The sequence below is a fragment of the Tenacibaculum sp. MAR_2009_124 genome, from assembly GCF_900105455.1.
Taxonomy (GTDB): domain Bacteria; phylum Bacteroidota; class Bacteroidia; order Flavobacteriales; family Flavobacteriaceae; genus Polaribacter.
Map to the genome: position 1 here is coordinate 597,901 of NZ_FNSF01000008.1, position 24,921 is coordinate 622,821.

A 24,921-nucleotide genomic window follows, 5' to 3' on the forward strand; every position below is an offset into this window, starting at 1 on the left:
TTATTTTTCATATTTATTTGTTTAATCTCCGCTTGTGCAACTCAAAAAAAGCAAGTGGAGGTTTTCAAAACGCAACACGAATCGTTGGTAAAGACTAAGGATTTAAAACATCTAAAAATTGTCAATCAACCGATTGATGATAGCGTTTTTTTATCGCTGCCTCATACCAATAACAAAGAGGTCGATTCTTTAATTAACAAACTCTTTACCGATTTTAAAACCTCGAAAACGAGCGGTTCAAATTCTTACGGAATTTCTTATAATAAGCAACACAAAGGATTTGAGATTAAAACCAAAATAGGAGCTACACAAAAGGAACTAAAAAAGGAAAGAGACACTATAATTCAAGTAAAAGAAAAGATAATTCTTAAATCAAAGGACGTAATAAAACACCGCATCCCCTTTAAGTTTTGGCTGTTTTGGTTGCTAAGTATAATTGTGATTTACAAGTTAACCAGGTTAAACATTATTTAACTATGAAACGTACACTTTTATTTGTTGGTGGAAGCATTGCCCTTATTGCTGCTGTATCGTATTTAACCAGAAAAAAAGAATCCGTTGAGCATATTATTGACAGCCTACAGTTTAAGATTAAGAGTATTAAAAACTTTAAAATATCGTTACAACAAATATCGCTTGATCTTCAAATTATTGCGGTCAACCCTACAAAAGAAAATCTTCATGTTAACACGGGTTTTATCAAAGCCAATGTTTTACGCGTATTTGAAAAAAAAACAGGGAAACTACTAGCTTTTTCTAAACTTAACACAAATACTCTCAATATCCCTAGCGGTGGTTTTATGGAGCTTCCAGATGCCCATTTAGATATTCCCACTTTATCAGGTGGGCAAATGCTCATAAACCACTTTTTAAACACCGATCAGGCTGTAAAAGATTTTAGTAATCAATTAGCCTATGAATTAGAATTAGAAGCTCTAGGGCAAACAAAAATTATAAAATTTTAAAAGAAAAAGAACATGGCAAGCTATGAACTATTTAAAACCTCAATTGAAGCTGCGGAAGGTGGTTTTCAACTCTTAAAAAATGACAAAGGAAACTATAATTCTAGAAAGGAGTTAGTAGGCACAAACCACGGAGTTTCAGCAAAATTTTACGAGCGTGTTATCGGCAGACCGCCAAGTGTTGAGGATATGAAAAGCCTTACAAAAGCAGAATCACATATTTTGTTTAAAAATGAGTTTTGGGATAAGGTAAGAGCTGACGAAATCCAGAGCCAAGGAGTCGCTGAAATCATTGCCGATCATGCGATCAATGCGAACCCTAGAGTTACCGCCAAAATAGTACAACGTACACTAAACAATTATTTCGGTAAAAGTTTAGCCGTTGACGGTGCTATCGGAAGTCAAACGCTACAAGCCATTAATTCCGTTGATGATAAGTTACTATTTGAAAAAATTGCGGATGGACGACTCGCTTATTACAAAAGCCTTTCGGATTATAGGTACTTCGCTAAAAGCTGGACTTCTCGTGTTTATGAGCTAGCGAGAAAATTTGGTATTGAAATAAAAAAAAAAGAAATGTAGCAATTGTGCTAGGTGTGCTAACCTTGGCAGTTGCAGGATATCTCGTTTATAAAAAATCACAAAAGAAAACATCTAAGAAGTAAATGACAACGACACAAAAGTTTGAGAACCTTAACGGAAAAGAAATAAACAGATCGGTATTAGAAAACTTGGTAATTGAAGCTAAAAATGAAAACAACCTTTCAATTGTTTACAGACTTTCAAAAATTCTTTTAAACCATCCTAAAACTCAAATTTTTGAGGTCGAAATAAAAAAATATAATGGAGAACCTAACTCTTTAAATGCACCAAGACACCAAGGAAACTATAAAGAAGCCTTAACAGCGTGCGGAAGACTAAAAAAAGGATGGAAGTTTGAAAATGGAACTGTTATTAAGACTCCAAGTTCAAAATTTAAAAAAGGAGATAAAGCAACATATAAAAATCGAAGTGTTAGAATAACAAAAATAACTAGACCCAAAAAAGGCACTACCTATTTCGAAGAAGAACCCTACTTATATGACTTTGTATATATAAGAAGTAAAAAGAAAACCATTTTTATGCCTGAAAGTGTTTTAATACCTATTAAACCAACAAAAGTAAAAGAGTACGGTGTTGAAATGAGCGAAATAGAAGGAATGCGATTCGCAAAATATATTGACAACAAAGGTATTGCCATGAATACTCTTTATGATAAAGAGCGAACAAAAATTGCTAAAAATTGGCTACAAACATATCACTTAAAAAATGTAGATAAAGAAGTACTAGCTGGTTTAGAATATATTCAAGGAGATGATAGCGAGTTAAAAAATGGTTTAGGAAAGGCGGTAAGTCCTCAACAAATTTATCAAATGGTAACCGATAAGATTATCAAACAAATTGAAGACTTCAAAGAGGACACATGGGAGAAAACATGGCAAGCAAGCGGTTATAAGTTTGCCTATAATTTTGTAAGTAAAAAGCCGTATCAATCCATTAATCAAATAGTATTAGGTAATTTTTACCAAGGCAAGTTATTAGACAACCCTTATTTCCTAACCTTCAAGCAAATTGAAAAATTAAAAGGTCGTGTTCGAAAAAGAGCAAAAGCAGAGCAGGTTACTTATTATACTATCCTTTACAGTTTTGAGCAAGCCGAACCAAAGTTAAAATTTGCCACTTACGATAAGGCTAAATTTGCTAATTGGGCTAAAGTGAATAAAAGCAAAATAAACGTTTTTAAAAAGTACTCAGAAATAGACAGTTTTATCTTTAATTGTCAAGTTCCTATTTTAAAATATTACAACGTGTTTAATGCTGCCGATGTAGAAGGTATCGACTTTGATTTAGAAAATTTTAAAGGAGTAGGTCATATTAAAGCACCTGAAAAAACTAATGAACCTATTGCAGCCTGTGAAGCAATTATAGAAAATTACCCCAATCCAAAACCTAAGTTAGTTATTGGCAATAGCGATAGAGCATATTATCGCCCTTTTGATGATTTAGTAAATATGCCTGAAATGAACTTGTTTAAAAACGTACAAGCCTATTATACTACGTTATTTCATGAGTACATTCATTCTACAGGTTCAGCAAATAGACTAAAAAGAGTGCAAGGAAAGAAGTTTGGAGACAAAGATTATTCTTTTGAGGAACTCATTGCGGAAATTGGAGCTAGTTTCTTATGTGCAAATGGTGGTATTTTACACTATACTTTAAGAAACGGAGCTGCATATATCAAAGGATGGCATAAAGTGCTTATAAAGCACCTTAAAAAGGACAACAAATTTATTTTTAAAGCAGCTACCAAGGCACAAAAAGCTACGGAGTTTATTCTACAACCTGACAAGAACGGAGAGCCTAAATTTTTACAATCAATATTGAAAAGTGAAAAAGAAGAAAAGCCTTGCAGATGTAAAGAAATCACTAAAACCGAAAAACCTAAAAGCAAACCAATAAAGGAAAAGAAACCCGAACAACTACAACTCGCATTAAATGGAGCAATTCCCAATAATTCAAACTTTGAAGCTGTGCAAATAACACCTCAAATAGAAGTTGAGTATCATACACCAGAACCAAGCGAAAACAAAACCGTTACTACTCCAGTAACCGAAAACAAGCCTACCCAAAAAGAGGTAAAAGTACCTGAAGTAAGAAATGCAGAAAGATCATCACTAGCAGAAAGAAGGCAACAACGAGCTAATCGGGTCCAGGAATATTACACAATCACAGATGCGGAAATAGCCACGTTTTTAGGCAAGCTGGAAAAAAAGAAAAAAGAAAGTTTAGTAATTACCTTAACGGGTGGCCAAGGTTCAGGGAAAACACGCTGCGCTTTTCGTTTTATGAATGAATTTGCACAAAATTACAAGGTAGGACACGCGAGTATTGAGGAACACCCTGAAAGTACTTTGTATTGGGATAAAGTAGATAAGTATGTTAATGATACAGCCTTAAATAACATTGACAATCCAGAGATCAATACACAACAGGATTTAGATAAGCTTATTAGAGAAAATGATATTATTATCATTGATTCCTTTGCTAAAATCCAAGAACTAAGCAAAGGTTTTGAAGTGGATAAGGATTTACGTAAAAAATACGACGGCAAATTGTTCCTGGTTATCTTCCAACAAACAGCAGACGGAAAAATGAGAGGTGGTACAAAATCACAATTTGATGCCGATATTGTATTGTTTACTGAGAAGTTTAAGGACTACGAACAAAACTTTGTGTATGCAGATAAAAACCGATATCAAAATCAATCTTTAGACGAATTAAAGTATTCAATCTATACGGGTAAGCTTATAAAGAACAATGAGGAAAGTCCACAAGAAACCACCGAGGAAGTTCCGCACGAAATTGTGATGTAATGTCGATATCATTAGAAACACTTATTCCTGAGATACAGCAAAAAGCTAATTTTTTGCATCCAGATAGTATTTTAGAGAACTTTCCAAATGCTCCAGCTTTGCAAGTTGGGGCATTTGCTAAATACGAAGTTCAAACCGATACCATTTATTTACCTGAAGGAATCGAAAAGCCATACTACTACCGATTATTATTTCATGAGTTGGCACATTCCCTGGTTCATCCTTCACGATTAAATTTAAACTCTTCCGGAACGTTTAAAAGTTATCCTTATGTTTTGGAAGAAATCACCGCCGAGTTAACCGCAATTATTTTGTGTGCAAAAACGCAACAATACGCAAAAAACGCAATTCATCATGTAAATTATATCAATGCCTGGTATAAGATATTAGCAAGAAATCGGAAGAAATATGCTTTTTCGGACTTAAAAAAGTGTGTTGAAAATGCTCACGAACGAGTCCTAAACATTGTTAACTATACGGAAATAAATAATTTCATTTACTTCAATTAAATAAAATTATTTAAAAGGCATTTCTATTGAATATTTCGTAACAAAACGCTTGCTTTTTATATAGCGATATACTATTTTTGAGATAAATAAACATAAAGCACAAAAAATTAGAACTCATATTTAAGGATTGTTTGTTCTCTTATAAGTTCTAATTTTTAGTGCTTTATAAAAAAGCAATAATATGTATAAAATTTTTCAAAAGCTAGTCATGCTTTTAAAACGACTCAAATCAAAAAAGTATTTTGGTAATATTTTAATCAGTATAATACTTACGGTATTAAAAGAGATTATAATACAAACCTTACTAATCTAATTTAAAAGGGAAGTTCTAATAAAGGAGCTTCCTTTTTGTTTTATAACAGTTCAAATATAATTAATTTTATTTATATATACAATTCGTATATACAAATTGTATATACAATAAAGTAATTACAAGGCTCAAACAACCGCTAAAAGAGGTATTCACCAAACTAATTGAGATTAAAGAATAACATTAATTTTCATAACTATACAAAAAACCCACTCAAAGAACGAGTGGGCATTGCTATGAAAATAACCTTGGACGCATCCAAGATCACCCGAATATAAGGATTTTTTTATATCAAAAAAATTAAAGCATTTACCATCACTTTTTTAAATATACTTAATAAAAAACCCACTCAAAAGATTGAGCGGGAAAATTGCTATGAAAAAGAAAAGTCCTAGAACGTCTTCAAGGACAATGTCAAATATAGTAAAAATATTATTCGATATTGTATAAAGTTGAATTTATACAATTTCCAACCTCAATATGATCTAAATTATACTCAGTATCTAGGTCTTTGAATTTAATTAAGACCTTATCTTCTATCGGGAAAAACTCAAAAAAGAACTCTTCTTCGGGTTGTATCAAATCTAAATAACTCCCAAGATAACTAAGTGTTACGGCAGTTCCTGTATTGTTTTTTAATTTGATTTGTGCAGTTTTTCTAACATCTATTCTAAGGGTATTTAAATCAATATCATTTGTATTAGAAATTTTGATATATGTATTAATTGTATTTCCCACAGTTAAAGCAAAATAATTATTAATACACTCACCAATCTTTGTGGCATCAATATAATATTCTTGGTCAGCTTCAGCTCCTTCAAACTGAATAATACCAGAAGCATTCGTAGTTCCTTCAAAAACTTTGTTTTCTACATTTTTTAAATCTTCGAGACTCTTATAAACGGATAAATAAACATCTTTTAAAGGATCTCCTTTATAATAAGTTTCTATTTTTAATTTAGGCTCTATTTTTTCTATATCTTCATTCGAAGAACAAGAAAAAGCAATTAATAATAATGTTAAAATTGATAATAGTTTTACGATTTTCATTGTTTATATAATTTTGGTTAATGTTCTCTTTCTTTTCAAAAGTCGTGCCTGATTTTTTGAAAAGTGCGAATATAAAGAAACACTTAGTAATTCAAAAAGAAACTGTTTATTTATGAAATTTTTACGAAATAAACCAAATCACTAAAATCTAAAAAGCTACAAGTCAGCCATCTAACCAAATAAGATAAAATTACTCATAATCAGGTGGTCCGAGGTTCGAGTCCTCGTGGGACCACTTTTTGGTAAAGCATCAACGTTTAGTTGGTGCTTTTTTTGATTTTTAACGCATTGCTATGCACCATCTTTTTTTAGTCTTCAAAACTTAAATCACCATGATTATAGATAAAACCAAAAGGTTCTGTTATCAGGAGACTTAATCCAGATAACTACTATATTTGTATAGATATAACTAGTTATAAGCCATAAAAGAAAACAACTTAAAAACAATTATAAATTTAAATTATTATGAAAACAACAATGAAAATTGCTGTCATTGCTATGATGGTATACTGTACTAATGCTATTTCCCAATCAAACTTTAAACGTTATTCCAAAAATTTAATTGTTAATAACTCTTCATCAAAAGAATTAACCGATGAAACAGATAACTCGTTAAATATAAATAATGTATACAGAATTAGATTGGTAACGAGAGGTACGGGTACAGATACTGGTGCAGAATATTTAGCTTGGTCTAGTAATTCCATATGGAACATAAGAGCTGTTAACCTGAAAGGGAACAATTCTAACCACCCCATATTAACTATTAATGATAATATAATAAAGGTAAAAACTAATCATCCCAATAATTATAGTGTAAGGGCATTCATTGAAGAATTAGTCAGTGAAGAAGGTGATGCCGTTGCTAATATCTTTGGTTCTTCGTATCAATGGCAGAGGAAAATTAATGATCTATTTTATACTGATGGTAATATAGGAATTGGTACAATAAGTCCAAACGCTAAGTTAGATGTTGTAGGAAATATTAAAGTTACAGGAGCATTGAATACAATAGGAAATATCAAAGTTACAGGAGGTTTAAATACAAGTAGTTCAATTTCTTCTAAACAAATAAAAATTAATGATGGAAATACGGATTTGATGCTGTATCGTGACGGAGATGTAGGAGATTGGTCTTTATTGAGAACTAATAAAGGAAATGGTATTGGTCTTATTGGTAAACCAGACCAAGTTGCTCTTTCTGTTTCTCGATTAACAGGAAATGTAGGAATTAGAACAAATGATACTAAAGGATTTGAACTCGGAGTAAATGGAAAAATAGCAGCAAACGAAGTAAAGGTTGCAATTTACCCTAATTGGCCAGATTTTGTTTTTGAAAATGATTATAATTTACCAACCTTAATAGAAGTAGAAAATCATATTAAAGAAAAAGGACATTTAAAAGATATTCCTAGCGCTGAAGAAGTAGAGAAATATGGATTTTATTTAGGCAAAATGGATGCTAAATTGTTACAAAAAATCGAAGAATTGACTTTGTATACCATTGAGCAGGAAAAAAAAATGAAAAGTCAAAAAAAGAAGTTTGATAAACAACAAAATGAGATTGAAGAATTAAGAAAGCAAAACTCTGAAATTAAAAATTTATTGGAGAAATTATTAAAAGATAAAAACTAAGCGTAACGACTTATAACACGGTATATAAAAAAATAGCAGTTTAGAGCCAAAATTAAAGTTCGTTCTTTTCTGCTATTTTTGTATTTACTTTCAAAAGTACAGCATTTTATTCTGCTACTTTTCATATACAAGACCGTTAGCTTTAATTGTTCCGAAAAATGAAAATCGTAACCGAAAAAATAAATAGTCAACCAAATCATTCCATCTCGAAAAAGGATGTGAAAGCGATTATCGAAGTTATTCCTGATGATTGGATTGGAGTTGCTCACATTTTTTCTATTTCGTCTCAACTCTTTCAGAATTCGAACTGGGACAGACCAGTAATTCAGAATAACACAACATTCAAAATATTATCACGCGGAATTGACCGAAACGAAATAATAAAAGAATTACTAATCGAATTGGCTATTAGACAAACCAAAACATATCCACCGAAAGGACATTCTTTAACAAAATCGCAACGGAAAAAATTAGAGGAATCGATAATGCCATATTATAATAAATTGACTAAATAAAGCGGAATATGATAGAATTTAAAATGGATTATTGGATTAAAGAAATTAATAACAGAGTTCCTAAAAGGTATTTTCAAAGAAACGTTCCTGAATACAGATTCGTTACATATATTAATCATTCGATTGTACTATTTATGGGTAATAATTATGACTCTACGTATATGTTTGTTAAAAGGTCTTACGAATTCTTAGAAGAAAGTAAAATAATCGAAAAGGATACTGAATATTATGAATTTATAAAGAATTATCTAAAAGAACTATATGATTACCTGATTGATAATGATTTAGTAAAAAAGGATTTAACTACAAGGTTTCATATAAAAAACTAAAGCTAGCACCGTATAAAATTAATTGCTAGTTTTGGCTCACTTGGGAAATTCCTTCGGAATTTCGCCGTTCGTGATTAATCTAATAAATTAGTTGCTTAAAACACGCAACTACTCATAGCCTAGACCGATTAACTTTAATAACAAAAAAATGGCTGAAAGAATTGGTAAGTTCTTATGGAAAAATAACTTTTCAACTTTTTCACTCTCATATCAGAGAGGTAAGTCAGATTATTTTCACACTTTCCATTTAACTATAAAAATTATTCTTGTACTTGGGGTTTTTATTTATTTTGAGATGTATAATTTTGGAGATTTTGGAGATTTAATTTTAATCACCTTTTTTACTTTCCTTTTCTTTATTTTTATCTCTCAACTCCTTAGTATTTATATAAAACCAACCAATAAAATCATAGAATATATCAGACCTCAAGACCTCTTCATTATAAGAATAAATTGTTTCAGGTCTAAGACTTTAAAAATTAACGAGATAGAATTGTTTATAGTTGATTATAGAAAGGAACATGTAGCAGGAGGCAATGGTCATAAAAACGTATACAGGTATATGTGTGTAGCTTATTGTAAAGATATATATGGTAATAAACATGAAATGTTTGTTGTAAATCCAATAGATGTTACTAAAAAATCTGAAAATGAGATAACATATGAATTAACGAGAACTAGCAAGATAATATGTGATAAAATAAGTTTTATACTTGATATTAAAACGGAGTTCAATACTTTTGAACAAAGTACTAAAGTTAACAACACCTAAACTGCATTAAAACGCAGCTTAACCAAATCGTTGTACACAATTTACCAAAAATGACATTTGAAGATATAAAAGAAAAATATTCTGACCGAGAACCTGCATTTCCAGCGCATTTACCCAAACCAAATGAATCGGATTTAAATGATTTGATTAAAAAATACAATTGCAAATTTCCAAAATCGTTTATTGATTATCAATTGAAATACTGTCTTGATGTTCCTATTGGAGATTTTTCATTTGATGGTTTTGGTTGGGCGAATAAAGAACTTGGGCCAAATATGAACTTGGAGGAAACCCTTAAAGGTTACTCTGAATTAGAATTCCCTAATTACCTAACACCATTTAGATATGACAATGGAGATTATTGGTGTTTTGACAATCGTAGTTCTGAATCTGAATTTCCTGTTGTGATTTTTGACCATAACTCGAATGATATTGAATCAAGTCCTAATTATAATTGGAAAAATTTCATCGATTGGATTGACAAAACTATGGAAAATGAATATTAATAAACTCTTGTTCTAAAAATGGTATTTAAAGAAAAAACAACTGATAATGAACTTTATGTATATCTCAACGGAAATTTAATTTATAAAAAGTGGCTTGATAGCGGTGAATCAAAAGTATTTGATGTGATGGCATATGATAAATATACCTTGAAATCAATAACGAAAATAAAATAACTGTGTACAATAACTAAGCATATGGCGTGCCGATAGGCTAACGCTATATGCCTTGTTGACTGATCCGTATTCCATAAGGGGGAAAACGATCAATTCAGTTTAATTTTAGTAATTTGTTTAGTGGTTTTTCAGCGATTATTCTCTTGGTTTTCGGATTTCATAGCCTTGGTTTTTATTTTCAGCACTTATTATTCTTTTTGTAATCGCTTTTTTAGGTAAAAATCTCAGATCTAAGCATTAGTGGTCCAGTCCTCTTTTTTGAAGATAATTTTATAATATGTGTTTTTTAATTTTACTAATAACCAGTTCTTTATATTTTTTAGGAGGCCCTCTACTATCAAAAATTATTAATGTGACTAGACCTGGCTTTTTACAAATCGGGCAACAACGATGTACACTTTTCTCTTTCGTAATAATAACATCAATACAGTCTTTCTCTTTATCTGCTAATAGCATTTGTAAACGAGGTAATTTTTCTTTTTTCCAACTGCTACTTAAAATACCATAATGTCTAATTCTAGTAAATCCTTTAGGTAAAATATGTTGTTGAAAACGACGTATAAACTCTTTGGTTTTTAAAGTTAAATTACTTACTTGACCACCTTTCTTGTAGTTCTTAACACGAAAAGTAACGGTGCCTTTTTGTTTATCAATAGCCTGTATTCGATGATTACTAATAGCTATCTTATGTGTGTATCTTCCTAGATATTCTAGCACGTTTTTTGGGTTACCAAAAGGAGGTTTTGCATAGATAACCCATTTGTGTTTAAATAATTTGTCATAGAGTGATTGTGGTAAGTTTGGAATTGTTTTTCTTAATTCAGCAACAAAAACACCTCTGAACTTTACACTTAAAGCCTTTATACTGAATAAGAAATCATCCTTGTTTTTCCCTTTTTTCCAATACCCTGCCTTTGTTATTCCTCCTTTAGGAACAATACAATGTAAATGAGGATGTAAGCTTAAATTTTGTCCCCAAGTATGTAACACAGCAATCATTCCAATTTTAGCGCCTAGATCCTTGGGATTATTTCCAAAAGCAACCAAGGTTTTCCAAGCACTATCAAACAGTATTTTATATAGCTCTTTCGGATATTGAAGTGCCACTGAGTTTAAATTATCGGGCAAGGTAAAAACGACATGAAAATAAGGAATTGGCAATAACTCTCTAGATCTACCTTCAATCCATTGCTGTTGTTTATGACCTTGACAAGTAGGGCAATGTCTATTGCGACAAGAATTGAATTGTAGATGCAGTTTATCACATGATTTACACCAATCTAAATGTCCTCCTAGCGCTTTGGTACGGCATTTTCTTATCGCATGCAGCGCTCTTTCATGCCAACTACTTCTAGATAGTTCTTTTAAATGATTTTCTTCTAAATTCAACACTCCTGCTAACGTATGTTTTGCTAGCATTACTCTGTGTATAAGGTATCTAGTGGACTGTACTTTTTTGAACTCCCTGAGTTGGCGACATGTAAATAGATCATGGTGGTTTCTATATGAGCATGCCCTAGAAGTTCTTTTAAGCTAATAATATTAACACCATCTTCTAGTAAGTGTGTTGCATAAGAATGACGTAGTGTATGTGCTGTAAATTTCTTTTTTGTATTCACTTTAGCCCGATTCTCTTTGAGTATCCATTGAATGGCTCTGACTGTTATTGGCTGAGCAGCTCCGTCTTTAGTAACCTGACTGTTAAATAGATATTTTACAGGGTTTTCTGTTTTCAAATAACATCTTAAACCTCTTATTAAAAGAGTACTTAAAGGAACATAACGATCTGTCTTACCTTTTTTTTTCTAATAAATACAGTTTTCCGATTAAAATCAACATCAGATTGAAGCAACCCACATAGCTCATAACTCCGTAAACCACAACCGTACAACATACCTAAAATAAGGCGATGTTTAAGATACTTAGGTGCTTTTAATAATTCTCGAACTTCTTGTTTGTTAAGTACAATAGGTAAATCTTTTTGCTTTTTTATTTGAGGAAGCGCTATGCGCTTTTGCTCCATTCCCAGTACCTTATAAATAGCACGGAGTCCGAAAACGGTATGCTTAAAAAAACTTTCAGAGGGGGTTTGTGAAGATTTTGACAATGAAAAAGATAATCATTGATTTGTTCATTATCTAAAGTTTCTGGGCTAACCTTAAAATGTAAGGTTATGTGGGCTAAACAGCGTAGATAGTTATTTAATGTACTTGATGATTTACCGTTAATTGAAAAGCTTTCGGCTAATTTTTTAACGACAATAGAAAAATCAGGAACCTGCTCTAAAGCGGTTTCTAAAATTGTTTTACTTTTTTTTATACATCTTATTTAATTTTGAATCATAAATTTAACTATTTTTAAAACAATTCAAAAAAAGCTTCCGAGGTAACGAGGATTAGTTCAACACTATATATAGCAAATATTAAAAATGAAACATCGCTCCTTTTTATTAACATTCAGTTTTATTGGAATTACATTATTTAAATCTTACAGTCAAGATACAGACTTTGTAGGTTATGCAACCGCATTAATTAAAAAAGATAGTATAATTGAGACAAATTATATTGGCTATTCAAATAAAGAGAAATCGTTAAAATATAATAGCTCAACAATACAGCCAATAGGTTCTGTCAGTAAAACCGTTATCGGACTTTCTATAATGATTGCTAAAGAAAAAGGCTTACTTGATTTAGACGAAGACATACGTAAGTATTTGGACTTCGAATTTGTAAATCCTCATTCAAAAAAAGAAAATAAAATAACATTGCGCCATTTAGCAACACATACATCTGGAATAGTTGATAACGAAAAATCATATGAATCCTCGTATTCTATCGGACTAGAACCAAATATGGAACTTGGTGTTTATCTCAAAGAATATCTTATAAAAGGAGGCAGTAAATATTCCAAAAAGAATTTTAACAAATCGAGCGCTGGTAGAAAGTACGAATATTCAAATATAGCATCAGGTCTTGCAGCATATATCATTGAAAAAGTTAGTGGAAAACCATTTGATTTATTCACAGAAGAAAACATTTTTAAACCATTGAAAATGCATAATACAGGCTGGTTTTATAAAGATATAGAAAAAGAAAACCACGCTATTTTGTATAATGAACAAGACAAAGCATTAGAGCCATATTCTTGCGCTATATATCCTGATGGAAGTCTAAAGACAACAATAAGTGACCTTTCAATTTACCTAAAAGAATTAATAAAAGGATTTAACAAAAAATCCAAATTACTTTCTAAAAAATCTTGGGAAGAACTCTTTAAACCAAGTTTCACGGATAAAATCCAAATAAAAAATATAAATAAAAAAGAACCAAATACTGGAATATTTATGGCACATTTTAAATCTGGAAATATTGGACATACAGGTTCTGATCTAGGAGTGTCAACGATTATGCTATTTGACCCAAAAACTAAAACAGGAAAAATATTTATGGCCAACGAAGATTTAACTGAAAAAAATGTGGAAAAATTTAAGTTAATCTGGAAAAGCATAAAATAATATTTACTAATACCGTATAAAATTAATTACTAGCCCAAACTCACTTGCAAAAGTCTTCACTGACTTCCTATTTATGATTTATTTGCTAACTTGAATACTTAAAACACGCAACTAATCTTATACAAACCATTAAAACAAAGAAGATTTCAAAATGAACCACAAAATATTTGAACCACAAGAGGATTTAAAAGAATGGGTTAAATGTTATTGGACATTAGAAATCCCTAAAGAAAAAACACCAAAAATAAATACCATCGTACCAGATGGCTGTATTAAAATGATTTTTCATTATGGAGATAAATACAAAAACTATAATGACAAAGGTGAAAGTGAATTTGTACCAAGGTGTTTAGTGGTTGGTCAATTGACCAAACCATATTTGGTGGAACCAACAGGAAAAACTGCAACTTTCTTTGCTTGCTTTCATCCTAATGGTTATTTACCATTTGCAACCATTCCAATAAAGGAAATGGAAAACAAAGTAATTTCATTCGAAAAATTATTTGGAAAAGAAGGAGTAGAAATAGGCCAGAAAATCCTAAATGCAAATTCAACTTCTGAAAGAATATCCCTTATTGAAGGTTTTCTATTTAAAAAATTGGCTAATACTAAAACCATCGACGAAATAGTAAAATCGACAGTTGAAACAATTTTAACAGCAAATGGGCAATTCTCAGTAAATGAACTATCAGAGCAAAATAATATTAATCGTAGACAATTAACTCGTAAATTCTCATCAATAATAGGTTTAAGCCCTAAACAACTTTCAAAAACTATAAGAATTCAAAATACATTAAAAACATTATTAACACAAGAGGTTAAAAGTTTAACCGACTTAGCTTACGAAAACGAATACTTTGACCAAGCCCATTTCATAAAAGACTTTAAAGAATTTACAGGACTTACGCCTAAAGAATTTTATGGAGATGACTTAAAGATGTCTTTGATTTTTGACAGCAAAGATTAGACTTGTCCCATTTTTACAATTTTACAACTAAAACTCATAGCATATTTGTATTGCATTAACGCAATAAAACTATAAAAGCAAATAAAATGAAAAACGTAAATCCTGTAAACTGGTTCGACATCAATGTATCAAATTTAAACAATGCAAAAGAATTTTATGAAACTGTTTTCAATATCAAATTGGTTGACTTTCCAATAGAATTCGGAAAACAGTCTGGTTTTCCATTTGACCCTAAAGGGTTAAATATTACTGGCGCCTTAGTAGAAAAAGAAGAATTTATACCGAACAGCAACAATACAATCATCTATTTTGAATCGAAAGATTGCACAACTGAAGAAAATTTAGTTGAAAAGGCTGGAGGAAAAATTATTAGACCGAAAATGTCTATTGGAGAGTTTGGTTTTGTATCGATTTTAATGGATACGGACGGAAATACAGTAGGACTTCACTCAAGGGAATAATTTATTGAGACAAAATACGAATGTACAACAATACACAAAAGCAATAGCGGTTTAAGCCTTAACTTGAACCGTTTTCGTATTTAATTAGGTATATTACTTGCCGAAAAGTAGCTGCGTTTTATCTGACTTACTCTTATCATAACCGCAGTCAACAATATGAAAAAACAGAGAATAAACGAAAAGATCAAATGACAACAGACTTTGAATTGAAAAAAAATATTTCAAACTTGTTATCTCAAGCATATCCATTTTATTACCAAGGAAAAGAACTAAGGTCAATAACAGTATTATTGTTCTTAATGACCCTATTATTCGGTTATTTCTTTGAGCCCTTTGAAGTTTATCAACCTGAACATAAAATGGGGTATTTTTGGATTACTTTGATACATTCATGTACTCCTGTTTTCATTGTTTTTGTATTTCTCTCTTTAAAAACATCCCAAAGTTCAAAAGAAAATTGGACCATAAAAAAAGAAATACTTTTAATAGCTTTTTTTTTGCTTTTTGTAGGTGTTGTACAATTTCTAATTAGAGATATTATTTATGACAATCCAAATAATTGGTCCCTGCGATATTTTTATGAAGAAATACGAAACACCTTTCTAGTCGGAATTTTATTTGCGTTTATTTTAGTTCCCATAAATTATCACAGATTAAACACTAAAAATAGTCGAAATGCATATGCATTTAACACTTCAAAAACCATTACTAGTATCTCTAATAAAAATCCATCCCATATAAATGAATTGGGTATTGATCCACAAACTATTTTATATGCAAAAGCTGATGGTAATTACATAGAATTGTTTTTAAGCGATGGTGATAAAATATTAAAAAGATTAACCATGAAAAGCTTGGAAAATATATTAAAATCTTATCCTAACTATATAAAAACACATCGCTCTTATATCGTTAATATTAACCAAATTGATACTGTTACTGGTAATGCTCAAGGCTATAAATTGCAACTTAAAAATTGTTCTAATATCATTCCTGTTTCAAGAAATATGATTTCAAAATTTAATAAAAAGATGAATTCTTAAAGAACATCTTGCTACTTGTCACAATAGTTTGTCTGTCGTCACATTAAAAAAAACACCATATTTTTTCTACATAGTTTTGGTTAAAAAATATATTTGATGCGTAGACACGATTTAGATTGGTTAAGAGTACTAGTATTTGGATTACTTATTTTTTACCATGTGGGAATGTTCTTTGTTCCTTGGAAATTTCATTTAAAAAATAATATTATATATGATTGGTTAGTGTATCCTATGTGGTTTCTTAATCAATGGAGACTCCCTATTTTATTTGTTATTTCAGGAATGGGTACCTATTATGCTTTACAAAATAAAACAGGAACTCAATTTACTTTAGAGCGTATTAAAAGATTAGGACTACCACTAATCTTCGGAATGATTTGTATTATTTCTCCTCAAATATATTTTGAGAGATTAGATAAAAACGAATTTAACGGAAACTATTTTGATTTTTGGCCTAGTCAATTGTTTAATGGAATTTATCCTGAAGGTAATTTTAGCTGGCATCATTTATGGTTTTTGCCTTATCTGCTAGTTTTCTCAATTATATTAACTCCTTTATTCTTATATCTAAAAAATCATCCTAACAATAAATTTATTTCTTGGATAAAAAGAATAACGATTAAACCTGCAGGATTATACTTCTTTATTATTCCTTTATACCTAATTGAAGCGTTCATTGAACCTTTTTTTCCAGTTACTCACAACTTAATAAATGACTGGTTCACTTTTATAAATTACATTACATTATTTTTCTTTGGATTTCTCTTAATTTCTATACAAAACACCTTTTGGAATACTACTGTAAAATATCGAAATTACTTTTTAATTACAGGAATACTAAGCTTTAGTATTATGCTTTTTATTACACACCAATATAAAGATTCAATTATTAGACATTTTATTGAGGCCTTCTTAAAAGTGATGAACTTATGGTCCTGGATACTTGCTTTATTTGGATTTTCTGCCAAACATTTAAATAGAAAAAGTACTATATTAAATTATGCCAACGAAGCAGTTTACCCATTCTACATTTTACATCAAACCATCATGATTGTAATTGCCTATTACCTAATAGAATTAGATTGGTCGTTAGCTCTAAAATCTTCAATAATGATTATAGGTACTTTCGTTATATCATGGTTTTTTTATGAATTTTTAATTCGTCGTCGGAAATATATCAGACCTCTTTTTGGACTGAAGAAGAGGGAAAGGAGAACCAATTTAAAAAAAGATGAAGCACTAACGGACAACACAAAGTTAAAACGCAGTCAACAATATGAAGAAACAGAGAATAAACGAAAAGATCAAATGACAACAGACTTTAAATAACATAAACAGTTAAAAGAAAATTTAAAAAATACCTTTACTAGAAAAGAGAACGCCCCTAGAAAAGGAAATAATTAACAAAAACATACTTCAATTAGAAATGGATGGTACTGAAAAGCTATATAATTATCTGACTTCAGAATTACCAAATCAAGTCGATTTTAAAGATTTATATAATTTTTGTTTTTCTCTGTTTTGTACTCTAGACATTTTACCTGAAAAACTGAGATCTTTAAAAATAACTACAGATGTTTTAGCTCTAACTGTTATGAAAATATCTAAATCAAAAAACATTCGGGAATATTCAAATAAAAGCGACTGGATTGAACAAATTGAGGGGTTTTTAAAGTTTGAAAATAATTATCCGAATCACGAAAATGCACGAATATTATTAGAAACGAATTAAAAAAGACTATAGCCAACGATGGCTACTATTGAGCAAGCCCTTAATTTTACAAGAATCAACTAATCTTTAAGAGTTTTAACGAGTTTTCTTTTTAATAAATTAGTAGCTTACGCAAAACCGTCGTAGCGAATAAAAAAAACACGTAACATTTAATGAAAAAAATACTGATAACTGGAGGGTTCGGAAAAATAGCAAAATATTTTATCCAAAACTTCGAACATAAATACGAGATAACTGTTGTAGATATTATAACAAGTAATGGGATTTTCTCAGACAACGTTCGAGTTGAAAAAGCGAATTTAACAGACTTCTCAATCTGCTCAAAACTATGCGAAGGAATTGATACAGTAATCCATTTAGCCGGAATAGTAGACCCTGTTTCAGAATCGGACGATATTCTGGATACGAACATAAAAATAACTCAAAACATATTTAAAGCAGCTGTAAAAGCAAAATGTAAAAGGCTAATTTTCGCCAGTAGCGCCCAAACCATCGAAAGTTATCCGACCGATATTCAAGTGAACAAAAATATGCTCGTAAAACCAAAAAATATTTACGGAGTTTCAAAATGTTTTGGAGAAGCTTTAGCCGCTTATTATTCTTATAATAGAGGTATTTCAGCAATTTGCTTACGAATTGGAGCCTACGAATTTCCAGAAGACTTCACCGAAATGAATGCAAGAGATTTAAGTGCTTTTTTACATCCAGACGACTTTAATCAGTTATTGATTGGATGTATTGAAACAAAAAATTTACAATATGAAGTTCTGAATGCAATTTCAGAAAACAGATATAAACGCTTAGACATATCGGAGTCTAAAGAAAAAGTTGGATACCGACCAAAAGCCGATGCGTTTGAGTTGTTTAAACTATCAAAGGAAGGGTAAACTGCAAGAAAAGGTTACCAGCAAGCCAACCAAAAACATCTAACTTGAAAATTAAACAGAATTATTTAAAAGGCAAATCCGTTTTCATAGTTTCATTACTTGTAATAGGAGTTACAATTCTAACTATTTATCTTACTGGAATCAACTACAACCGAAGTCTGACATCCAATCTATACTTGTCTTTAGGAATTATAGCAATATCACTATTTCTATTTATGACTTATGGTCTTTATAAAGGAATTGGATTAATTGACAATTCCCCAAAGTTTCGGTGGTTTAAACAAGGAGATTTAATAGGAAATGTTTCACCAGCACTCGACGCACCTTCAATTGATATTGGAGATGGAATTGGCGGATTAATTGCATCAATTTTCTTGTGGATAGGAATGACCATTTTTATAATTGTTTCACTAGTTATTTTGGAAGCTATTTTCTGGTTTTCATTTTTCATCATGTTAACAATGTTATATTGGATTTTTTTCAGAGCACTAAAATTTGTTTTTAACAAATCAAAAAACACAAAAGGAAATCTTGGAGTTTCAGTAGCTTATTCACTGACTTATACTCTACTCTATGTTAGTTGGATTTTCGGAATCGTATATCTGACTGATATAATAAGTAAGGGCTAATATGATATATTACTAATTCCAATTGAGTTTTCACTCTCAATTAAACCTTATCGATTATCTTTAGGACACAATGAAAAAGGACTCATGTCCTTTTTCTACAAAAATCGTGTATAAACTTATTTGCAAATAGAATGAATATCAGACCTTACAAGAAAAAAGACCATGCCGCCTGTATGGGAATAATTAAGAGTAATACTCCAGAATTTTTCGCAATGGACGAGGTTCCTCTTTTTGAAGAATGGTTAATTGCACAAGAAAAAGGATTATTAGCTCACGACGTTTCTGAAAAAGAATATTACTTTGTCCTAGAAGAAGACGACAATGTTCTAGGCTGTGCAGGATACCTACTTGTAAAAAACTCTAACGAAATATTTCTTTCATGGGGAATGGTTAACCGAAAATTCCAGAAATTAGGCTATGGTAAAAAGTTACTAGAATATAGATTCAAGTCTATTTCCCAAAACTACCCAGATAAGAAGATAGCTCTAGCCACAACACAAGACATTGCTCCATTTTTCGAGAAATACGGTTTTAAAACAACAAACATAAAGCCTAAATTCTATTCCGAATCTTTGGATCGCTATGAAATGGAAAAATAATAAACTACTAACAAGATCATCTAAACCACTCTAAAACATAGACTCAGATATAAATCATTGTACTACACTAGCCAAAAATCAACTAAAAATAAAAACTATAACATAAAAAAACAGTAGAAAACTCGCTCTCAATCGAATGTATGATGTATGATGTATGATGTATGATGTATGATGTATGATAATATTAAAAATATCTCAAGAAATTTCCGAAACTATTGTAGAAGAAGGTAATATTTTAAAATTTCAGGCTGAATTGAACAGAAAACGAGCTGAAGCAGAAATGAACGAACTAAATGCAAAAATCAGTCAAGAACTAGCCATTGCTGAAAGAATTAAACATTTGCTGATTCTAATAAAAAACTAACCTAATATGGATTCTCTAACTCAAATTGTACTTGGAGCAGCAACCGCCGAAGCAACTATAGGTCATAAGATTGGCAACAAAGCTTTATTGCTTGGAGCGATAGCCGGAACCATTCCTGATTTAGACGTATTCGCCAGTCCGTTTTTAAGTGATGTAGGAGAGTTGATTTTTCATCGTAGCTTTAGTCATTCGTTAGTATTCGTTCTCTTTGGAGGATGGCTTTTCGCCTATGCCTCTTGGAAAATTTTTAAATGGAAAAAGCTTGATTTTAGAGACTTATTTCTTGTGTTTTCACTTTGCTTTCTCACTCATATTTTATTGGACACTTGCACCACTTGGGGAACACAGTTGCTATGGCCGTTTACTACGTATGGCTATGCACTCTATAACGTATCAGTAGTAGATCCTTTTTACACTGTTCCTTTTCTCCTTATACTAATCATTCTACTCTTTCTTAAAAAAGAAAACCCTTGGAGAATTAGACTCAATTGGTTCGGTATTATTTTAAGTACTTCTTATTTATGTACTGGCTTATTTCTCCAAAGTAAAGCGAGCTCTATATTTAAAGAGCAACTGGAAAAACAAGGAATTCAAATAGAGAAAATGATTACCAAAACCACTCCCTTTAACATCATCCTATGGAGTTGTTCAGCAAAAACTTCCGAAGGCTATTACACTGGTTTTTATTCCTTCTTTGATAGAGACAATCAAATAGATTTTGCCTTTGAACCTACCAACACTGAATTATTAAAGCCTTACTTGAAGAATTCAGAAGTACAAACTCTTATAAAAGTGACCAAAGGTTATTATTCCATAGAAACTATGGATGACGGTATATTGATGAATGATTTAAGGTTTGGAAAATTTAATGGTTGGCAAGGTAATGAAAAAGGAGAATATGTATTTAAATACACTATAAAACCATTAGACAATGGAAGTATTAATATCAAACAAATAAGCTATCGAAAACCTGTAGACAAGACTTATGTAAAAGCTTACATCGATAGAATCTCGGGGGTAAAATAACAAAAACGAAGCAATCTACTAGTTCCTAAAGAAATAAGTATCTTTAACTGGATATAAATATTCTAAAAATGAAATTGCTAAAGAAAATCGTAAAATACTTGTTCTATATTTTAGCTATACCAATTCTCTATATATTGGTTTCATTGATATTAACATTCATTTCAGTAGATCGGGAAGTTAAAAACCAAGTATCAGATAAAACCATTTACCTTAATACAAATGGTGTTCATTTAGATGTTGTGATTCCAAAAGAAAATATCAACAACAAATTACTCAAAGGCATTCGCCATAAAAACTACGAACATTATCTCGCTTTCGGTTGGGGTGAAGAAAACTTTTACTTGAATACTCCTAATTGGAGCGATTTAACATTTAGTAATGCTTTTAAAGCTTTGTTTTTAGAAAGCTCAACCCTAGTACATATAACTCGTTATCGAAGTGTTCAACCCGATTGGATCGCTATAAAAATAAGTTCCTCTGAATTAAACAAACTAAATCTCTACCTTCTCAACTCGTTTCAAAAGGATACATTAGGTTCGAAAATTATACTAGAAGGTAAAGGTTATTCTTTTCGAGATGATTTTTACAGAGCAAAAGGAAGTTACTCTTGCTTTAAAACTTGCAATAGTTGGGTGAATTCTGCTTTTAAAGAAAGTGGTTTAAAAGCTTGTTTATGGACACCTTTTGACTTTGGTTTGATGAATAAATATGAATAACACCTATTTATAAGTTTCTAACAACCTCTTCAATGACGAGCTTATTTTATGTAGATTTAATACGATGTAGTATATTGTCCTCTATGAGTATTTACACTATTATTGGTTGGTCTGGAGCCGTTATTTATTTGTTAGCATATGCTCTTTTGAGTATGAATAAATTGAAATCCGACAAACCGACATATCATATCCTAAATATACTAGGTGCCATTGCCTTAGTTATTAATGGAATTCCTACAAACGATTTCCCTACTATTTTCTTAAATGCCATTTGGGGAATTATTGCACTATTCGCTACCTATAAAACTTCTTTAAACTCTCGCTAATATTTCAGTAAACTTTTAGCATGTGACGAAAATAACATTACTCTTTTGTTATATTCAAGCTCCTCTTTAATAAAAACGCCTAATGTATAATAAGCACCATCAACCAAGGCAAAAATAACTCTCGTTAACCGTTCAATATTCTGATTTCTTAACACGCCGCCCAAAACAGCTTCGCTTAACTTTAATTGTAAAACCTTAATAAGTTCTTCATGATGAGCTTTAAAGTTTTCTCTCACTTTATCATTTTGATAGATCAACGCATAAAAACTATAAAAAACACCATCATCAATATAATCGCTCCAATCTCTACTAAAAAGTAAATCTATATAAGCTTCTATATTTTCTTTTGAGGTCATTTCGTACTTCGAACTATTTGCCAAAAACTCCAAATAGCGATCTAAAATAAAGTTATTTAACGCCAACACGAGTTCTTCCTTATTCTTAAAATAATGCAAAACAAGTCCTTTACTTATGCCCATTTCCTCGGCTACTTTTCCGACAGACGCGTTCTCCAGTCCGTGTTTTTTTGCAGTAAGATAAAATGCCTCAATTATCTCCTTCTTCCTAATATCTGTAAGCGGTTTTCTTCCCATTATTTCTTATTGTACATCAATCAAATATAAAGGTTTACCAGCTATTTACTAACAATACACAGATAAAATACGAACATACAACCAATAAAAAAAGGACTACCTTAACTTAAAGGTAATCCCTATTATTTTATATTAAAGATAAATCTACTCTATTTTAACTGATGTAATCTAGCAACATACTTTCCTATAACATCAAATTCTAGATTAACTCTAGTTCCTTCTTTAAAATTTTTAAATGTAGTTTGATCCAATGTAAACGGGATAATAGCTACACTAAACTCATCTTTTTTCGAATTCACCACGGTTAAACTAACACCGTTTACTGTAATCGATCCTTTTTCAATAGTTACATTACTTCCGTCAAAATCATATTTAAAAGTAAAAATAGTACTCCCTTCAGCATCTTCAATACGAACACACTCTGCTACCCCGTCAACATGCCCTTGTACAATATGTCCATCAAGTCTCGCTCCCAATTTCATTCCTCTTTCTAAATTCACCACATCGTTGACTTTTAAATCGCCAACATTAGTTTTATCAATGGTTTCTTTTATTGCCGTTACAACATACTCTTCTCCTTCAATGCCTACCACGGTTAAACAAACACCATTATGAGCAATACTCTGATCTATTTTCAGCTCATTTGTAAAATCGCTTTTCACAGTTAAATGCACGTTTTCTTGGTCCTTTTCTAATTTAGTTACAATTCCAAGGGTTTCAATTATTCCAGTAAACATTCTCTAAATTTTAATTACATTTGTTAGCATCAAAAATACGACTTTAGAAAACGTAACTATGGATAAATCAAACAAAATTATTGTTGGTATTTCAGTTGGAGACATTAACGGAATAGGCATTGAAGTTATTTTAAAAACATTTGAAGATAAACGAATGCTTGATTTTTGTACTCCTGTATTGTTTGCTTCAAACAAAGTTATTTCTTATCATAAAAAAGCTTTAAAACTTAACAATAGTATTAACGGTATTCCTAGTATTGATAAAGTTGTACATGGTAAAATTAATGTAGTAAATGCCTGGAAGGAAGATGTTAAATTTGACATTGGTAAACTAACAGAAGCAGGAGGTAAATGCGCATTAATGTCTTTGCAATCGGCAGTTGAGGCTTTGAAAGAAAACAAAGTTGATATTTTAGTTACTGCTCCTATTAACAAAGAGAATATACAATCAGAAGAATTTAATTTCCCAGGTCACACTGAATATTTAGAAAGTGAATTGGACGGTGAAAGCCTTATGATATTAATGACAGAGAATTTAAGAATTGGCTTAATATCTGGGCATATTCCTATTTCTAAAGTACCAGAAACAATTACTCCGGAATTGATTAAGGCTAAAGTAGAAGTAATGCACGCCACACTAATGAGTGATTTTAATATTAGCAAACCAAAAATTGCAGTATTAGGATTAAATCCTCACTGTGGAGACAATGGTGTTATAGGAACCGAAGATGATGAAATCATTCGCCCTACAATTAAAGAAATTCAAGAGACAGGAAAACTAGTATATGGCCCTTATGCCGCTGATGGTTTCTTTGGTTCAAAGACCTATGAACAATTTGATGGTGTATTAGCCATGTACCATGACCAAGGATTGGCTCCTTTCAAAGCATTATCATTTGGAAACGGTGTTAATTTCACGGCTGGTTTAAATAAAGTAAGAACTTCACCTGATCATGGTACTGCGTTTGATATAGCTGGTAAAAAGAAAGCGAACCATTTGTCTTTTCAAGAAGCTCTTTTCAGTTCATTAAGCATCCATAAAAACAGAATTGAATATCAAAACCTTACAAAAAACTCATTAAAGATCTAATTTTTCAAAAAAAAACTACCAGAATATAATAATAAAAACATTTTTTATATCTTTGCACGCTC

At 30.9% G+C, this 24,921-nt stretch carries 31 protein-coding genes; 25 read left to right on the forward strand and 6 right to left on the reverse strand.

Going from position 1 to position 24,921, the window contains the following annotated elements; translation table 11 throughout:
• Nucleotides 1–54: 54 nt before the first annotated feature.
• From BLW23_RS22745 to BLW23_RS22765, 5 genes are all read left to right on the forward strand, one after another.
• Nucleotides 55–474, forward strand: a complete 420-nt coding sequence (locus BLW23_RS22745) for a hypothetical protein (protein WP_143032265.1) — start codon at nt 55–57, stop codon at nt 472–474.
• 2 nt (nt 475–476) lie between these two features.
• Complete coding sequence (locus BLW23_RS22750; RefSeq protein ID WP_093674277.1) at nt 477–965, forward strand: hypothetical protein; 489 nt, start codon at nt 477–479, stop codon at nt 963–965.
• A 12-nt stretch (nt 966–977) separates the two neighbouring features.
• Nucleotides 978–1,544 (forward strand): glycoside hydrolase family 108 protein, encoded by a 567-nt coding sequence (locus BLW23_RS22755; RefSeq protein ID WP_093674279.1) that lies wholly within the window; start codon nt 978–980, stop codon nt 1,542–1,544.
• Nucleotides 1,545–1,627: 83 nt separating this feature from the next.
• The gene (locus BLW23_RS22760) at nt 1,628–4,375 is read left to right on the forward strand and encodes a zincin-like metallopeptidase domain-containing protein (RefSeq protein ID WP_093674281.1); all 2,748 of its coding nucleotides are present in this window, start codon (nt 1,628–1,630) and stop codon (nt 4,373–4,375) included.
• Nucleotides 4,375–4,884 (forward strand): zincin-like metallopeptidase domain-containing protein, encoded by a 510-nt coding sequence (locus tag BLW23_RS22765; RefSeq protein WP_093674283.1) that lies wholly within the window; start codon nt 4,375–4,377, stop codon nt 4,882–4,884. The genes BLW23_RS22760 and BLW23_RS22765 overlap by 1 nt, the downstream gene beginning before the upstream one ends.
• Nucleotides 4,885–5,626: 742 nt before the next feature.
• On the opposite strand, the gene BLW23_RS22770 is transcribed toward BLW23_RS22765, so the two are convergent.
• Nucleotides 5,627–6,244: a hypothetical protein gene (locus BLW23_RS22770; RefSeq protein ID WP_093674285.1), complete on the reverse strand. Its 618-nt coding sequence runs from the start codon at nt 6,242–6,244 to the stop codon at nt 5,627–5,629.
• A gap of 465 nt (nt 6,245–6,709) precedes the next feature.
• Here BLW23_RS22770 and BLW23_RS22775 point away from each other — a divergent pair, with 465 nt between their 5' ends.
• The 6 genes from BLW23_RS22775 (at nt 6,710) to BLW23_RS23460 (ending at nt 10,175) form a co-directional block, all read left to right on the forward strand.
• A complete protein-coding gene (locus BLW23_RS22775) occupies nt 6,710–7,879 on the forward strand; it encodes a hypothetical protein (RefSeq protein WP_093674287.1) in 1,170 nt (389 codons plus the stop codon).
• Nucleotides 7,880–8,037: 158 nt separating this feature from the next.
• Entirely contained in the window at nt 8,038–8,394 is a 357-nt protein-coding gene (locus BLW23_RS22780) for a hypothetical protein (protein ID WP_093674289.1), read from the forward strand.
• 8 nt (nt 8,395–8,402) lie between these two features.
• Nucleotides 8,403–8,723, forward strand: a complete 321-nt coding sequence (locus tag BLW23_RS22785; protein ID WP_093674291.1) for a hypothetical protein — start codon at nt 8,403–8,405, stop codon at nt 8,721–8,723.
• Nucleotides 8,724–8,871: 148 nt separating this feature from the next.
• Entirely contained in the window at nt 8,872–9,495 is a 624-nt protein-coding gene (locus BLW23_RS22790; protein ID WP_093674293.1) for a hypothetical protein, read from the forward strand.
• A 50-nt stretch (nt 9,496–9,545) separates the two neighbouring features.
• Nucleotides 9,546–10,001, forward strand: a complete 456-nt coding sequence (locus BLW23_RS22795; RefSeq protein WP_093674295.1) for an SMI1/KNR4 family protein — start codon at nt 9,546–9,548, stop codon at nt 9,999–10,001.
• An 18-nt stretch (nt 10,002–10,019) separates the two neighbouring features.
• The gene (locus BLW23_RS23460; protein ID WP_176829914.1) at nt 10,020–10,175 is read left to right on the forward strand and encodes a hypothetical protein; all 156 of its coding nucleotides are present in this window, start codon (nt 10,020–10,022) and stop codon (nt 10,173–10,175) included.
• Nucleotides 10,176–10,445: 270 nt separating this feature from the next.
• On the opposite strand, the gene BLW23_RS22800 is transcribed toward BLW23_RS23460, so the two are convergent.
• Genes BLW23_RS22800 through BLW23_RS23855 form a run of 3 tightly spaced genes read right to left on the reverse strand, consistent with a single transcriptional unit; the run spans nt 10,446 to nt 12,198 of the window.
• Complete coding sequence (locus BLW23_RS22800; RefSeq protein ID WP_093674297.1) at nt 10,446–11,594, reverse strand: IS91 family transposase; 1,149 nt, start codon at nt 11,592–11,594, stop codon at nt 10,446–10,448.
• A complete protein-coding gene (locus BLW23_RS23850; protein WP_410529751.1) occupies nt 11,594–11,911 on the reverse strand; it encodes a tyrosine-type recombinase/integrase in 318 nt (105 codons plus the stop codon). Before BLW23_RS23850 ends, BLW23_RS22800 begins: the two co-directional genes overlap by 1 nt.
• A gap of 32 nt (nt 11,912–11,943) precedes the next feature.
• On the reverse strand, nt 11,944–12,198 hold the full coding sequence (locus BLW23_RS23855; protein WP_255362708.1) for a tyrosine-type recombinase/integrase: 255 nt from the start codon (nt 12,196–12,198) through the stop codon (nt 11,944–11,946).
• Between the two features lie 405 nt (nt 12,199–12,603).
• Here BLW23_RS23855 and BLW23_RS22810 point away from each other — a divergent pair, with 405 nt between their 5' ends.
• From BLW23_RS22810 to BLW23_RS22870, 13 genes are all read left to right on the forward strand, one after another.
• The gene (locus BLW23_RS22810) at nt 12,604–13,689 is read left to right on the forward strand and encodes a serine hydrolase domain-containing protein (RefSeq protein WP_093674299.1); all 1,086 of its coding nucleotides are present in this window, start codon (nt 12,604–12,606) and stop codon (nt 13,687–13,689) included.
• Between the two features lie 151 nt (nt 13,690–13,840).
• Entirely contained in the window at nt 13,841–14,656 is an 816-nt protein-coding gene (locus tag BLW23_RS22815; protein WP_093674301.1) for a helix-turn-helix transcriptional regulator, read from the forward strand.
• An 86-nt stretch (nt 14,657–14,742) separates the two neighbouring features.
• The gene (locus BLW23_RS22820; RefSeq protein WP_093674303.1) at nt 14,743–15,117 is read left to right on the forward strand and encodes a VOC family protein; all 375 of its coding nucleotides are present in this window, start codon (nt 14,743–14,745) and stop codon (nt 15,115–15,117) included.
• A gap of 188 nt (nt 15,118–15,305) precedes the next feature.
• Entirely contained in the window at nt 15,306–16,160 is an 855-nt protein-coding gene (locus BLW23_RS22825; RefSeq protein ID WP_093674305.1) for a LytR/AlgR family response regulator transcription factor, read from the forward strand.
• A 96-nt stretch (nt 16,161–16,256) separates the two neighbouring features.
• Nucleotides 16,257–17,489, forward strand: a complete 1,233-nt coding sequence (locus BLW23_RS22830) for an acyltransferase family protein (RefSeq protein ID WP_093674307.1) — start codon at nt 16,257–16,259, stop codon at nt 17,487–17,489.
• A 97-nt stretch (nt 17,490–17,586) separates the two neighbouring features.
• Nucleotides 17,587–17,892 (forward strand): hypothetical protein, encoded by a 306-nt coding sequence (locus BLW23_RS22835; RefSeq protein ID WP_093674309.1) that lies wholly within the window; start codon nt 17,587–17,589, stop codon nt 17,890–17,892.
• A 152-nt stretch (nt 17,893–18,044) separates the two neighbouring features.
• Nucleotides 18,045–18,779 (forward strand): NAD-dependent epimerase/dehydratase family protein, encoded by a 735-nt coding sequence (locus tag BLW23_RS22840; RefSeq protein ID WP_093674311.1) that lies wholly within the window; start codon nt 18,045–18,047, stop codon nt 18,777–18,779.
• A 44-nt stretch (nt 18,780–18,823) separates the two neighbouring features.
• The gene (locus BLW23_RS22845; protein ID WP_093674313.1) at nt 18,824–19,408 is read left to right on the forward strand and encodes a hypothetical protein; all 585 of its coding nucleotides are present in this window, start codon (nt 18,824–18,826) and stop codon (nt 19,406–19,408) included.
• A 131-nt stretch (nt 19,409–19,539) separates the two neighbouring features.
• Nucleotides 19,540–20,007, forward strand: coding sequence for a GNAT family N-acetyltransferase (locus BLW23_RS22850; protein ID WP_093674315.1), 468 nt, complete (start codon nt 19,540–19,542; stop codon nt 20,005–20,007).
• A 175-nt stretch (nt 20,008–20,182) separates the two neighbouring features.
• Complete coding sequence (locus BLW23_RS22855; protein ID WP_093674317.1) at nt 20,183–20,371, forward strand: hypothetical protein; 189 nt, start codon at nt 20,183–20,185, stop codon at nt 20,369–20,371.
• Between the two features lie 6 nt (nt 20,372–20,377).
• Nucleotides 20,378–21,397: a metal-dependent hydrolase gene (locus tag BLW23_RS22860; protein ID WP_093674319.1), complete on the forward strand. Its 1,020-nt coding sequence runs from the start codon at nt 20,378–20,380 to the stop codon at nt 21,395–21,397.
• Nucleotides 21,398–21,465: 68 nt separating this feature from the next.
• On the forward strand, nt 21,466–22,113 hold the full coding sequence (locus tag BLW23_RS22865; RefSeq protein ID WP_093674321.1) for a DUF2459 domain-containing protein: 648 nt from the start codon (nt 21,466–21,468) through the stop codon (nt 22,111–22,113).
• A gap of 32 nt (nt 22,114–22,145) precedes the next feature.
• A complete protein-coding gene (locus tag BLW23_RS22870; protein ID WP_255362868.1) occupies nt 22,146–22,439 on the forward strand; it encodes a CBU_0592 family membrane protein in 294 nt (97 codons plus the stop codon).
• Here BLW23_RS22870 and BLW23_RS22875 read toward each other — a convergent pair.
• The gene (locus BLW23_RS22875) at nt 22,436–23,032 is read right to left on the reverse strand and encodes a TetR family transcriptional regulator (protein ID WP_093674325.1); all 597 of its coding nucleotides are present in this window, start codon (nt 23,030–23,032) and stop codon (nt 22,436–22,438) included. The two genes, BLW23_RS22870 and BLW23_RS22875, sit on opposite strands and share 4 nt — an antisense overlap.
• Before the next feature lie 149 nt (nt 23,033–23,181).
• A complete protein-coding gene (locus BLW23_RS22880; protein ID WP_093674327.1) occupies nt 23,182–23,769 on the reverse strand; it encodes a riboflavin synthase in 588 nt (195 codons plus the stop codon).
• 58 nt (nt 23,770–23,827) lie between these two features.
• On the opposite strand from BLW23_RS22880, the gene pdxA reads away from it, so the two are divergent.
• Complete coding sequence (pdxA, locus tag BLW23_RS22885; protein ID WP_093674329.1) at nt 23,828–24,859, forward strand: 4-hydroxythreonine-4-phosphate dehydrogenase PdxA; 1,032 nt, start codon at nt 23,828–23,830, stop codon at nt 24,857–24,859.
• The last annotated feature ends 62 nt before the right edge of the window (nt 24,860–24,921 follow it).